The sequence below is a fragment of the Bacillus sp. FSL R9-9410 genome, from assembly GCF_038050385.1.
GTDB lineage: Bacteria > Bacillota > Bacilli > Bacillales > Bacillaceae_G > Bacillus_A > Bacillus_A cereus_U.
In genome coordinates this window covers 122,375-135,460 of sequence record NZ_JBBOTV010000001.1, presented here as the reverse complement: position 1 = coordinate 135,460, position 13,086 = coordinate 122,375, and the positions used below count along the sequence as shown (strand labels likewise).

Below are 13,086 nucleotides of genomic sequence, written 5' to 3'. Positions count from 1 at the left end.
TTTTATTATTTCTTTTTTCCTTTGGCCCATTAATGACCCGCGTGTCCCGCGTGTCCCGCTGCTCCTGCAGTACCAGCTGCTGCTCCTGCTGCCGTCCCTGCTCCAATTCCAGCTGCCCAAGGCTGTTGTTGTTGCTGATACTGTTGGTATTGTTGTTGACCTTGATGATGTTGTTGACCTTGATGATGTTGTTGACCTTGATGATGTTGTTGACCTTGGTGATGGTGTTGACCTTGGTGATGGTGTTGACCTTGGTGATGGTGTTGACCTTGGTGATGATGTTGACCTTGGTGATGGTGTTGACCTTGGTGATGGTGTTGACCTTGGTGAGTTTGATAAAGGACAGCTTGCGGATGAATTTGGTGGTGGCCTTGGTGATGTACTTGTTGCTGATGATGGCCGTGGTGTTGGTGATGACCATGATGTTGGTGTTGATGCTGGCCTTGGTGACCATGATGATGACTTTGATGAGTTTGATAAAGGACAGCCTGCGGGTGAATTTGATGATGACCTTGGTGATGTATTTGTTGCTGATGATGGCCGTGATGCTGATGATGGCCGTGATGCTCATGGTGCACATGATGACCGTGAACACCTTGAGGGAAGCCACCGATTCCACCAGCTACAACACCAACGCCAGGTACAGGAAATCCTGTTTGTACGCCTCCAACGAAAGATGGGAATGTAGTTGTACCTACAGGCACTCCTCCTTGTGTACCTCCTACTAATGCCGGAAATCCTGTTTGCGCTCCAGCTACTGATGTTGGGAATCCTGTTTGTACACCCGCCACTGACGCCGGAAATCCTCCAGCTGCTCCTCCCATCCAACTTGGGATTCCGCCATATCCGTGTTGTCCATCTCCTCCCATGAACATCATTTGTCCATAACTATCCGATACACCTCCGAAGAAGCCATGTGGTGCATTATTGTCCATCCCTTTCATTCCTTTCACCTCTTCTGCTCAATTTAACCTACCTTTTTTATCATATTTCCTATAGAAGAATAGGTGTTTGTCTATATGGGAATTCCGCACCTTTTTCTTCGTTCTTCATTGATGATAAACTAGATTAACTGATTATTTTTTCAAAGGAGGTGTCTTCGTTGGAGAACGTAGCAAAAGCTTCAATTGATGATTTAGAGTCAATCTTACATATAGATGTCGCTGTAATCGGAGACGATAGTAGACGAAATTATATTAAACACGCTATTGATGAAGGAAACTGCATAATTGCAAAAGAGGACAATTCTATTTCTGGTTTTCTAACATACGATACAAATTTCTTTGGTTATACTTTCCTCTCATTAATCATTGTTTCACCAACGAAAAGAAGACAAGGTCATGCAAGCTCATTAATCTCATATATGTTAAGGCATTCCCCTACTCAAAAAATATTTTCTTCAACGAACGAATCGAATGAAAGTATGCAAAAAGTGTTTAACGCGAACGGTTTTATACGCAGTGGAATAATTGAAAACTTAGATAAAGATGATCCAGAGATTATTTTTTACATAAAAAAGCTCAGAGCATAAACGCTCTGAGCTTTTATTAATAATTAATTAGTTTGCAACAACGTTAACAAGTTTTCCAGGAACGACAATTACTTTACGAACTGCTTTTCCTTCGATTTGTTCTTTAATTGCTTCAAGTGCAAGTTGTTCCATTTCTTCTTTTGATGCGTCTTTACTCATTGTTAGTTTTGCGCGAACTTTGCCCATAATTTGAACAACGATTTCAACTTCATCTTCTACAAGTTTAGACTCATCAAATGTTGGCCAGCTTGCATATGTGATTGTTTCATTGTATCCAAGCTTGCTCCAAAGTTCTTCCCCGATGTGAGGTGCAACTGGTGCAATCATTTTTACGAAACCTTCTACATATTCTTTCGGAAGTGTTTCAGCTTTGTATGCATCGTTGATGAATACCATCATTTGAGAAATCGCTGTGTTGAAGCGAAGCTCTGCATAGTCTTCCGTTACTTTCTTCACTGTTTGGTGGTAAGCTTTTTCAAGCTCTTTGTTTGGTGCATCAGTAATTTTCTCACTTAATTCACCGTTATCTTGAATGAATAGGCGCCATACACGGTCTAGGAAACGACGAGCTCCGTCAAGACCATTTTCAGACCAAGCGATTGAAGCATCTAATGGTCCCATGAACATTTCGTATAGACGAAGTGTATCTGCACCATGGCTTGCTACAATATCATCCGGGTTTACAACGTTACCTTTTGATTTACTCATTTTCTCGTTGTTTTCACCTAAGATCATACCTTGGTTGAATAATTGTTGGAACGGTTCTTTCGTTGGAACTACACCGATATCATATAATACTTTATGCCAGAAACGAGCATATAGTAAGTGAAGTACAGCGTGCTCTGCTCCACCGATATAAATATCAACTGGAAGCCATTGTTTTACTTTTTCAGGATCTACAAGTGCTTCGCTGTTGTTTGGATCGATGTAGCGTAGGTAGTACCAGCAGCTACCAGCCCATTGTGGCATTGTGTTTGTTTCACGACGACCTTTTTTACCAGTTTCAGGATCAACAACATTTACCCACTCTTCAATGTTTGCAAGTGGTGATTCACCTGTACCTGAAGGACGAATGTTCTCTGTTTTCGGAAGAACTAATGGTAATTCTTCTTCTTTCACAGCTGTCATTGTACCATCTTCCCAATGGATTACTGGAATTGGCTCACCCCAGTAACGTTGACGGCTAAATAACCAGTCACGTAGACGGTACGTTACTTTTTGATTTCCTGCGCTTGTTACTTCAAGCCACTCAATCATTTTTACAATTGCTTCTTCTTTATTTAAACCATCAAGGAATGCTGAGTTTACGTGCGCACCATCACCTGTATATGCTTCTTTCGAAATGTCTCCGCCTTTTACAACTTCCTTCATTGGAAGATTGAACGTTGATGCGAATTCATAGTCACGCTCATCGTGAGCTGGAACTGCCATTACAGCACCTGTTCCGTAAGTTGCAAGAACATAGTCAGCGATCCAGATTGGTAATTTCTCACCATTTACTGGGTTAACTGCGTAAGCACCAGTGAATACACCAGTTTTCTCTTTCGCAAGTTCTGTACGCTCTAGGTCACTCTTCATTTTTACAGAATCAATGTAAGCTTCTACAGCTTCTTTTTGTTCTGTTGTTGTAATGTCAGCAACAAGTGCATGCTCTGGAGCAAGTACACAGTAGCTTGCACCAAATAGTGTATCAGGACGCGTTGTGAAAACTGTGAACTTCTCATCTGTACCATCGATGTTGAAATGTACTTCTGCACCTTCAGAACGACCGATCCAGTTACGCTGCATATCTTTTAAGCTTTCTGGCCAATCAAGATCATCTAGATCTTCTAATAGACGATCTCCGTAAGCTGTAATTTTTAACATCCACTGTCTCATCGGACGACGCTCAACTGGATGTCCACCACGCTCACTCTTACCGTCAATTATTTCTTCATTCGCAAGTACTGTACCAAGTGCTGGGCACCAGTTTACAGGTACTTCATCAACGTAAGCTAAACCTTTTTCAAATAGTTTTAGGAAGATCCATTGTGTCCACTTGTAGTAAGTTGGATCTGTTGTATTTACTTCACGATTCCAATCGTAAGAGAAACCTAATGCCTTAATTTGATTACGGAACGTATTAATATTAAGCTCTGTAAATTCTGCCGGGCTGTTTCCAGTATCAAGTGCATATTGCTCTGCTGGAAGACCGAATGCATCCCATCCCATTGGATGAAGAACGTTATACCCTTGCATACGCTTCATACGAGATAAAATATCTGTCGCTGTATAACCTTCTGGATGACCTACGTGTAAGCCTGCACCTGATGGATATGGGAACATATCTAGTGCATAAAATTTTGGTTTTTCCGTCTCATCTGGCGTACGGAATGTTTTATTCTCTTCCCAATGACCTTGCCACTTCTTCTCAATTTTTTGATGATTAAAGCTCATGAGATACCCTCCTTGAAATTCGATTTATTTTCACCGCCCAAAATACAAAAAACCTCTCATCCCTAGAAAGGGACGAGAGGTTATAGATTCCCGCGGTACCACCCTAAATTAATGTAATAAATACATTCGCTTAGATCCGTAACGTGGATTAACGGCAATTGCTACTAATGATTTCACAACTGCAACTCAAAGGCGAGTTCATAACGAAACGTGGATTGACTTGCACCGACCGTCAACTCTCTAAACCAGCTTCTATTACTACTACTCCTTCTCACTGTTATTACAAATATGAGTTAATGTGAACTACCCGCCACTTAGTATCTCTTAAGAGCTTACTTGAAGCGGGGCTTCTCGGTTAATCGTTACTCTTGATAACTAACGAATTCGTCTTAGGACAGCCGAGCTATCTCCCTTGTTCCAAAGGTTGTTTTATTACTATTTATTTAAATATATTCTAAAACATGTTACTTGTTCCGTCAAACTAAACTGCAATTTTTTCTTCAACTGTTTCTTCTACTTTTACTCGTCTATCATAAATACTCGTTGCTATAAGCGCTACTACAAGCATTACCATGATCGCAATAAACAATACTTCCATATTGTATAAGTCAACAATCGCTCCGCCAACGACCGGTCCGAACATTTTCCCTACAGTCGCTGCGCTATTTACAACGCCTTGATAAAATCCTAACTTATCTTTCGGCGCAAGTATATTTGCAATGGTCGGAATTGCCGGCCATACGAATAATTCACCAATTGTTAATGTCACCATCGCAACGAGAAACATCGTAAATTGCTGCGCTTGACTTAAAACAATAAACGACGCCGCAAAAATGATAATTCCAATCATAATTTGTTGTTTTAAAGAACGCTTCATCCAGCGAATCAGCATACTAACAAGCGGCTGTGCACAAACAATCATCGCCCCGTTTATCGTCCATAATAAACTGTAGTGACGAAGGCTAATATTTAACTGTTGCATATACGTCGCAATTGCCCCTTGCCACTGTACGTATGTAACCCAGCATAAAGCATATGCTACACATACGATTAGAAGCGCTTTAAATCCAGGTGTAAGTGACCAACCTTTTTTCGTTTCGGCTTCTTTTTGTACCTCTTGCTCTTTTTTTGCTTCCATACCACGAAATCCAATAAAGGCGATTAAGAAGAAAATAAAATATAAAATAAAGTTCGCTAAGAAAATATAATCAAAACGATAAGACGCAACTAAACCACCGCACGCTGTTCCAATCGCAATCCCAACATTTTGTCCAACATACATTGCATTGAACGCTCGTCTCCCGCCTTCTGGCCAAACCGTACCAACCATCGCATACATCGATGGAAACACCATTCCAGAACCGAATCCGATTAATGCTAGCCACACAACATATAACGGCCAACCATGGAAAAATACAAGACCTAAAATCGATACAAGTGTAATGACAATCCCTACTAAAATTGATTTATAACCGCCCCATTTATCAAATAAAACACCGCCGAGCAAGTTTCCGATTACACCAGTAAGCGAGTTGATCATTAATACCATTCCGGCTACTGATAAAGATTTCCCTAAACTATCATGTAAGTAAATTGTATTAAAAGGCCATAAAAAAGAAGCACCCGTGACATTAATAATCATCCCAGCTACTAATAGCCATACTTTCCTTGGCATAGTCTCCCCTCCTATTCTCTTTTTTTCGTTCATATATATAACAGTAAAATTGTAGTCGTTTTTAAATAGGAAGGCAACTGATTAATAGTTGATGAAATTCAGATAATAGCACAAAGACGATTAGAATGTATTCTAATCGTCTTTGTAAAATATTAATCTATAAATAATGGAATCGTTCCCTCGCGAAAGGTTATCCAACTTCCTTTTTACGTTTTGCACTTTCTTTAGCACTCCATTTAAATATTTTGTCTAGTAGAAAGTATATTCTCCCAGACTCCTTCGTTAATAATGGCCCTAACGACGCCAATATTAAAACATATAAGGCTGAGAATGGTTTAATCGTTGCCATTAAGCCACCCGCTATCCCGAGATTCGCGACAATAATGGAGAATTCCCCGCGTGATATAAGTGTTAAACCGATATTCGTAGAAGCCTTATGCGATAACCCGGCTTTACGCCCTGCAATCATTCCAGCTGTAAAATTACCGATAAGAGTAATGAAAACTGCTCCTAATGCCAACCATACTGCTCCTCCAAGCGAAAACGGATCTATACTTAAACCGAAGCTGAAGAAAAATATAGCTCCAAAGAAATCACGAAACGGGACGACGAGATGCTCGATTCGATCACTATGCTCTGTTTCTGAAAAGACGAGTCCTAATAATAATGCTCCAATCGCCTCAGCAACATGAATCGTTTCCGAGAATCCTGCTACAAAGAATAAAATAGCGAATATTACGATAATAAAAATTTCGTTTGACGAAATATCTAATACTTTATTTAGGAACGACGTAGCTTTTCTAGCGACCACAAAGAATAGTAACATATATCCTACTGCTATTAAAACAGATGTAAGGGCACCTACAAATGACGTTGCACCGCCGAGTACTAAACCTGAAACGACTGATAAATATACAGCTAAAAAGATGTCATCAAACATAATGATTCCTAAAATTAGCTCTGTCTCTTTATTACCAGATCTTCTTAAATCAACGATTACTTTCGCTACAATTGCACTCGATGAAATTGTAATGATTCCAGCAATAATTAATGTTTCTAGTAAGGGGAAGCCCATTATATATCCATAAAGTAAACCTAATATAAAATTAAGTGATATATGAACAGTTCCCCCAAGGGCAATCGACTTTCCTGATTTAATTAATTTTTTTATTGAGAATTCTAAGCCTAAGTAGAATAGGAGGAATATGACGCCAACACGGCCGAGGAAGGAAATAACTTCTCCGCTTTCAATAAACCTTAAATCGATAAGTCCTAAATCTGGGGCATGAGGCCCCACTAGCATACCGAGTATAATGAGAAACGGAATAATCGAGAACTTTAACTTTGCAGCGAGGATAGCTGCAAAAGCTACTAATACTAACGCAGTTCCAACTTCAAAAATTAAAGTATCCATCGATTACGAATCACCTCCTGCTGAAAGCAACTCATTAATAATTCTTTTCACTTCATGTCTTTCGCCCGATAATACGAGCATATCGCCAGCTTCAATGATAGAATCTGGGCCTGGATTAAAAAACTTCTTCATATTCTTTTTCAAAATAGCAATGATTGTTACGTTATATGTTTTTCTAACGTGTAAGCTACCAATTGTTTTTTGTACCACTGGTGCGTTATTTTCTACTTTAAACCATTCAATTGATAATCCTTCAAAAGCCATCTCAATCGTGTCTAAAGCTTGTGGTCTATATACCATCCCGCCTAATATAGCCGCAATTTGTCTTGCTTCAGAATCGCGAAGAGAAATGCTTGAAATACTCTCATCATGATCCGCATCAAAATGATACATTTCCCTTCTTCCATCATCATGAATAACAATAACCATTTTTTCATTACCCTTTGTTATCACTTCAAATTTACATCCAATGCCCGGTAGTTCACTCTCTCTAATATTCATATTCCCGCCTCCTAAAATTTTTTAGTTACGGCTCTTCCCTTTTACAAATCTACATCAATCTCTGTTTTAAACTTTTCATCTTTTGATATCCCTAAATACTTTAACGTTTCTGACGGAGTCGCGTGATGAAAATGTTTTTGCAACAGTGCGATTGCTATTCCTCTTTTATATGCATGAAATCCAAATGTTTTTCGCATTGAGTTCGTTCCAATCTTACCAAGTATTCCGACCGATTCAGCTGCGTTATGGATAACACGATACGCTTGTTGGCGTGAGATTGAATTTGTTGTTTTGTTAGATTGAAATACGTAATTTTCTCTTTGAATATCAAAAGATTGTACGTACGCTAAAAGCGCCTCTTTTACTTTTGTATTTAAATAAATATCTTGTTTAAACTTTTCATCTTTCACAGGAAGAGAATAAAAATCTTTAACAGTTCCATCTTCATGTAATACATCTTCAAATTTAATACTCAGTAGTTCAGTAATTTTTAATCCGGTGTTAATCCCAATAACAAATAAAAGATAATCTCGCTGCGAGTGCTCTTTTAAATACTTTTTCATAGCCTCAATTTGGTTTATATCTTTTAATGCTTCTACAACTTCCATACATGTATTCTCCTCATCTTATGAACGGTAATTTTCTCATCATGTTGTCCATTTTACCTTATCACGCTATGAGATTTCCATGTATTATCCATTATTTTCACAATATCCAGCTTAGGTCCGTCAATTTTTAATTTGGAAATTGACGATTGTACGAATGCTTTGTGGTGAGAAAAGAAATGGGGGGGATATAAGTTCAGCTTCTTTCTACAGATAGGATTCCTCCTTTCATTTTCCAGCTGATGATAATCTTATATTATGTTATGTTACTTATTTACATTATATTATATATTTTAGTAACATAAAAGTGTTTTTTCTGAAAATATAAAAAACCGAGCACTTTCGCTCGGTTTTTTACCTATTAATCTTCTTTCGGAAGAACAATTCCTTTATACAATTGAACAGTAATGAAGTAATAAATCGCGTAAATGACTACGAAAATTACAATTGGTATCCAAATACGGAAGTACGGATCGACTAAAATAAATCCGAAAATATTCATACCAACTAATACGTGGGCGATACCCACAATTGCCGGGAATAAGAATACTAAGAATAACTCTTTATAAATTGATTTTGTTAATAATTCACGGCGCACACCGATTTTACGAAGCATTTGATAGCGCGTAATATCTTTTGATGCACCAGAAAGAATTTTAAACATTAAGCAACTTGCCATCATCGCCAAGAAAGCAATTCCAAGGAAGAATCCCATAAATACTGTTCCACTCGCAACACCGTAGAACATATCGTAAGATTGATATTTACTGTTCATTCTTTCAGCCGTTACATTTTTATATTTAACTAGCTGCAACTCGTCAAGTTTTTTCCATTCTTTTGTATATGTTAAAAAGTCATCTGTTTTTCCGATAAATGCCATACCTTCTTTACCATTTATCCCATCGTACGTTTTTTGATCTACAATTTTAATTGCATGATCTTCGTATATATAATATGGATGGATTGTACTAAAAGCATCTCTCCATTCTTCTGAAAGTTCTTTAGCGTTCGCATCTTTTTCATTCATTTCTCTAGAAACTGCACCTACTGGTAGTTCCTCTGAAACTTTTTTCGTATTTACTAAATCTTTCATCGACTCCATATTTTCCATATCTCTTACTAAAGGACGATTTTTCTCTAAATCTTCTTTTACATAATAAACGTATTTATCATCCAATTTGTAACGATATTCACTTTTCTCTTTAAATGTAATACCGTCCAAAATTTTCTTTTCTTCAGCTGTTGGGTTATGAACTACTGAATCATATATTACTAAACCATCTACCATTTTTATAACGTTATTTTTAAACGCCATACCACCTGAAATTGCACCAGCTCCAAGAGCAACTAACATAGCTACCGTCGCAAGCACCTTTGTTAAACTATTAATACGGAAGTTTAATTGTGCAAAAGTAAAAGCGTTAAGGCCTTTTTCACTACGTTTTTTATTACTCTTTAACTTTTTAATAATGACCGGAAGAAGTGATCCAAATAGCATGTAAGTACCGGCTGTTGTTGTAATTAATGCAATAAGAATTCCCATTTCTCTTAGCTTTTCCATATAAATCATTGATGCATAGCCAATTCCTAATAAAATAACCGCAAGGAATGCAACTAAACCTGTCATTTTTCCTTTTACCGCAACACGTTCTGTTTGTGCATCTGCATGTACAAGTTGTAATACAGAAATACGTGATAACTTAATACTGTTCATAATTGCTGATAATACAAATAGTGCAAAGAAGAAAATGCAAGTAACAGTCATAGATGGCAGATAAAATGCTTTATAACCTTCACCAGCAAATTCCAATTGTTTCATTAATAATTGTCCGATACCTTCTGCAAGTCCTACACCAACTGTAATTCCAATTGCAAGAGACGCAGCGCCTAATACGATTGTTTCAATAAACATAAGTAATGTAACTTTATGTTTTTTCGCTCCTAACATCATGTACATACCAAACTCTTTTTGACGAAGAGATAATAAGAAAGAGTTCGCATATAAAATATAGAAGAACGTTATAATAGCTAGTAAAAATGAACCTGCTTGGAATACGAATCCAATAGACTTAATTACAGAATTGGATTCAAGAAACGCTTTATTAAGCGCTAGCGTTTGAAACATATAAAAAATTGAAATGGACATGACAAGACCGACAAGTAAGACGATGTAATCTTTCAGCTTACTCTTTAGCCCTGACATGGAAAGTTTAAATAACATGCCTGAACCTCCTTTCTTATGCTTTTTGTGTACCTATGTCTGCAAGCACATCTAAAATTTCTTTGTAGAACTCTTCACGTGTACCACCGCGGTGAATTTCTTTATATAGCTCACCATCTTGAATGAATAAAATACGCTGACAGTAACTTGCACTGTACGGATCATGCGTAACCATCATAATAGATACGCCTTGTTCTTCATTTAAGTTTGTCATCGCATCAAGTAAACTTGCTGCATTTTTAGAATCAAGAGCTCCTGTTGGCTCGTCCCCTAAAATAATTGCCGGTTCATGCACTAGTGCACGCGCTGCTGCTGAACGCTGTTTCTGTCCACCTGATACTTCAGTTGGATACTTTTGAAGTATCTCTGAAATCCCTAACATATTCGCTACTTTCTCTACTTTCGGACCAATATTACGTGATGGAACACCTTGAAGTGAAAGTGGAAGTGCAATGTTCTCATAAATAGATAAGTTCTCTAATAAGTTGAAGTCTTGGAAGATGAATCCTAATTTTTGTGAACGGAAATCAGAAAGCTCACCTTGCTTCATTTTCGTAATGTCCGTACCCGCAATTTCAACAACGCCGCCCGTTGCTTTATCAAGCGTTGAAATTACATTTAATAATGTCGTTTTACCAGAACCAGATGGTCCCATAATTCCGACAAACTCACCCTCTTGAATTGAGAATGACACACCCTTTAACGCGTGTGATTGGTTCTCACCTTTTTTACCGTACACTTTTTGAACGTTTTTCACGTCTACAACTGGTTTCGTCATATATATCCTCCTACGCTTGTTTTTCCATTACCTATTTTGCGCCTTTTGGAGGTGAACTGCTATTTATTAACATTACAATTACCTTACACTTTTGTAAGAAAAAAAACTGAGCATGTAAGCTTCATTGGTAAATGAAATTTTATTAGCGATTTTCAAAATATATCGGCGATTCTTCAAGGAATATCGACTTACCGACAAAAGATGACAATAAAAACGAGCTGTTCCACAAAGGAACAGCCCACTTCTCTCTTTATTTTTTTAAAGGTGTTACCGTCCAATACGTAATAACACGCCAAATCCATTCTAGTGGACCCATTTTAAAGACTTTCATCCAAATCACACTAAACACAATTTGAATGGCATAAATTGCGATACATACATATAACGTTTGCATATATGTTAAATTACCTGCAAAGTTAAACACACTACCGGCAATTAAAATCATTGCAGTTTGTCCGATATAATTTGTTAAAGCCATACGGCCGTAGTATTTTAGTGGTGCTAACAATGTTTGAACTGGTTTTAACTGAAGTAATAAAATTAATGCTCCAACATAGAAAGCTGAAATAATTGGCCCAACTGTAACACCAATTTTTAAAAACTGCGTTGCAGCATCCATTGTTCCATCCTCATTCATGAGTATCATATTTACAAATGGATTAGCAGGGACGTGCCCATATTGATACCATAAAGCTATCACACTTAAAACAAACATAATGCCTGTAAAAATAGCGACTTGCTTTATTTTCGTTGAAAGATTTTCAAATACTTTATACTGCCCTGCAGCAAGACCTAATAAAATTAAACCTAGTGGTAATAGTTCCTTAAAAGCCATAATACTAAAAGCTATTGTAAGAATAAGACCAATTACTAAATTTATCTGTTTCTTCACTTTATAAAACGGTAAAGTGACTAATCCACAAATCGCGTATAACGCTAGTGCTTCTCCAGGTTGGAACATTTGATGAATCAAACCAAAAATAAATAATGCAACTAAACGACGTAAAAATAGAACATATCCATTTTTCCCTTTTGCAATTGCTCTCGTAATAAAGATATAGAATCCTACTCCAAATAAGAATGAGAAAATCGAGAAGAAACGACCTTCTACAAATAAGTATAGAAACCTTTGATAACTTGCATCCACTGTATTAGAATCTGGAATTTTAATATTAAGTAGTGCAAGAATATTTACTAAAATAATCCCCAGTAATGCGAAGCCACGAATGTAATCTAACTCATCAATTCGTTTGTTTGTAATATTGTTCCCCATAATGCAACTCCTTGTCCTAAATTAAATCCTCCCTTACTTTACTGGAAAAATAAGCTTACAACTATCGACAAACCTTACAGGAGTCTTACATTATTGTCATATAATAAAATGAAACTTTAATCAGTGTGTTTTTTCCCATCCCGCACCAATCGGGCGTTTGCAGAGCAAAATAAAACCAGGTCATATTGCGACCTGGTTTACTCTGATTGCTTCGATCTTTGAGGTTGTCCTTTTTTACTATTACGCTGTTTCACTTGAACAATCGGATCAAGTTCATTTGAAAATTCAGCGTTATGTCCATTTTGTGTTTTTTGCTCTGGATTATTTTGATCTGAACGTTTCGCCATTACATTCACTCCTTATTAGTGCGGTGTAATAATCATTTGATGTTGCAGTTGGCGAATTGCCATACGTGCTCTATTTAATTGTTCGCGTTGCTCATCATTCGCATGTTGTTGCATCGTTTGTAAATCGTTATATGCTTGCTCTAATTGCAACTGTGCATCTGAATATTCCATCGTATTGTAATGTTCTTGTCTCATGCCCTGATCTAATTGTTCTTTCGCATATTCCACCGCTTGTTCCGCTTGTGTAATATACTCTTCAAGTGATTGACGCTCTGCCATAATTGTCCCTCCTTGCTTCAATTCCC

General features: G+C 37.4%; 12 protein-coding genes and 1 other annotated feature. Of the genes, 1 reads left to right on the top strand and 11 read right to left on the bottom strand.

From position 1 onward, the window contains the following. Positions 1–29 precede the first annotated feature (29 nt). Positions 30–944 carry a VrrB protein gene (locus MKX77_RS00775; protein WP_341305565.1) on the bottom strand — a complete coding sequence of 305 codons (915 nt, stop codon included), beginning with the start codon at positions 942–944 and terminating at the stop codon, positions 30–32. A gap of 158 nt (positions 945–1,102) precedes the next feature. Between MKX77_RS00775 and MKX77_RS00770 the strand changes: the two genes are divergently transcribed. Then, entirely contained in the window at positions 1,103–1,531 is a 429-nt protein-coding gene (locus MKX77_RS00770; RefSeq protein ID WP_341305564.1) for a GNAT family N-acetyltransferase, read from the top strand. A 27-nt stretch (positions 1,532–1,558) separates the two neighbouring features. On the opposite strand, the gene leuS is transcribed toward MKX77_RS00770, so the two are convergent. The 10 genes from leuS to MKX77_RS00720 form a co-directional block, all read right to left on the bottom strand. Next, a complete protein-coding gene (gene leuS, locus MKX77_RS00765) occupies positions 1,559–3,967 on the bottom strand; it encodes a leucine--tRNA ligase (RefSeq protein ID WP_341305563.1) in 2,409 nt (802 codons plus the stop codon). A 65-nt stretch (positions 3,968–4,032) separates the two neighbouring features. Then, positions 4,033–4,251: a binding site (T-box leader), on the bottom strand. Between the two features lie 197 nt (positions 4,252–4,448). After that, positions 4,449–5,642 carry an MDR family MFS transporter gene (locus MKX77_RS00760; RefSeq protein ID WP_002138714.1) on the bottom strand — a complete coding sequence of 398 codons (1,194 nt, stop codon included), beginning with the start codon at positions 5,640–5,642 and terminating at the stop codon, positions 4,449–4,451. A gap of 190 nt (positions 5,643–5,832) precedes the next feature. After that, positions 5,833–7,056 (bottom strand): cation:proton antiporter, encoded by a 1,224-nt coding sequence (locus tag MKX77_RS00755; RefSeq protein WP_341305562.1) that lies wholly within the window; start codon positions 7,054–7,056, stop codon positions 5,833–5,835. 3 nt (positions 7,057–7,059) lie between these two features. Further along, a complete protein-coding gene (locus MKX77_RS00750) occupies positions 7,060–7,557 on the bottom strand; it encodes a cation:proton antiporter regulatory subunit (RefSeq protein ID WP_001026047.1) in 498 nt (165 codons plus the stop codon). A 41-nt stretch (positions 7,558–7,598) separates the two neighbouring features. Further along, positions 7,599–8,165 carry a tyrosine-type recombinase/integrase gene (locus tag MKX77_RS00745; protein WP_341305561.1) on the bottom strand — a complete coding sequence of 189 codons (567 nt, stop codon included), beginning with the start codon at positions 8,163–8,165 and terminating at the stop codon, positions 7,599–7,601. Positions 8,166–8,523: 358 nt separating this feature from the next. Further along, positions 8,524–10,383, bottom strand: coding sequence for an FtsX-like permease family protein (locus MKX77_RS00740; protein WP_341305560.1), 1,860 nt, complete (start codon positions 10,381–10,383; stop codon positions 8,524–8,526). Between the two features lie 16 nt (positions 10,384–10,399). Further along, positions 10,400–11,161 carry an ABC transporter ATP-binding protein gene (locus MKX77_RS00735; protein WP_215554477.1) on the bottom strand — a complete coding sequence of 254 codons (762 nt, stop codon included), beginning with the start codon at positions 11,159–11,161 and terminating at the stop codon, positions 10,400–10,402. Positions 11,162–11,411: 250 nt separating this feature from the next. Continuing rightward, a complete protein-coding gene (locus MKX77_RS00730; RefSeq protein ID WP_341305559.1) occupies positions 11,412–12,434 on the bottom strand; it encodes a DUF418 domain-containing protein in 1,023 nt (340 codons plus the stop codon). 197 nt (positions 12,435–12,631) lie between these two features. Beyond that, positions 12,632–12,781, bottom strand: a complete 150-nt coding sequence (locus MKX77_RS00725; protein WP_001129341.1) for a hypothetical protein — start codon at positions 12,779–12,781, stop codon at positions 12,632–12,634. Positions 12,782–12,796: 15 nt separating this feature from the next. Further along, on the bottom strand, positions 12,797–13,060 hold the full coding sequence (locus MKX77_RS00720) for a YtzC family protein (RefSeq protein ID WP_002089099.1): 264 nt from the start codon (positions 13,058–13,060) through the stop codon (positions 12,797–12,799). Between the last annotated feature and the right edge of the window lie 26 nt (positions 13,061–13,086).

Bases quoted from the DNA above. Each gene is read 5' to 3' on its own strand.
- MKX77_RS00775 (WP_341305565.1), bottom strand. From the start codon at position 944: ATGAAAGGGATGGACAATAATGCACCACATGGCTTCTTCGGAGGTGTA.
- MKX77_RS00730 (WP_341305559.1), bottom strand. From the start codon at position 12,434: ATGGGGAACAATATTACAAACAAACGAATTGATGAGTTAGATTACATT.
- MKX77_RS00725 (WP_001129341.1), bottom strand. From the start codon at position 12,781: ATGGCGAAACGTTCAGATCAAAATAATCCAGAGCAAAAAACACAAAAT.
- MKX77_RS00720 (WP_002089099.1), bottom strand. From the start codon at position 13,060: ATGGCAGAGCGTCAATCACTTGAAGAGTATATTACACAAGCGGAACAA.
- MKX77_RS00760 (WP_002138714.1), bottom strand. From the start codon at position 5,642: ATGCCAAGGAAAGTATGGCTATTAGTAGCTGGGATGATTATTAATGTC.
- MKX77_RS00750 (WP_001026047.1), bottom strand. From the start codon at position 7,557: ATGAATATTAGAGAGAGTGAACTACCGGGCATTGGATGTAAATTTGAA.
- MKX77_RS00740 (WP_341305560.1), bottom strand. From the start codon at position 10,383: ATGTTATTTAAACTTTCCATGTCAGGGCTAAAGAGTAAGCTGAAAGAT.
- MKX77_RS00745 (WP_341305561.1), bottom strand. From the start codon at position 8,165: ATGGAAGTTGTAGAAGCATTAAAAGATATAAACCAAATTGAGGCTATG.
- MKX77_RS00735 (WP_215554477.1), bottom strand. From the start codon at position 11,161: ATGACGAAACCAGTTGTAGACGTGAAAAACGTTCAAAAAGTGTACGGT.
- MKX77_RS00755 (WP_341305562.1), bottom strand. From the start codon at position 7,056: ATGGATACTTTAATTTTTGAAGTTGGAACTGCGTTAGTATTAGTAGCT.
- leuS (WP_341305563.1), bottom strand. From the start codon at position 3,967: ATGAGCTTTAATCATCAAAAAATTGAGAAGAAGTGGCAAGGTCATTGG.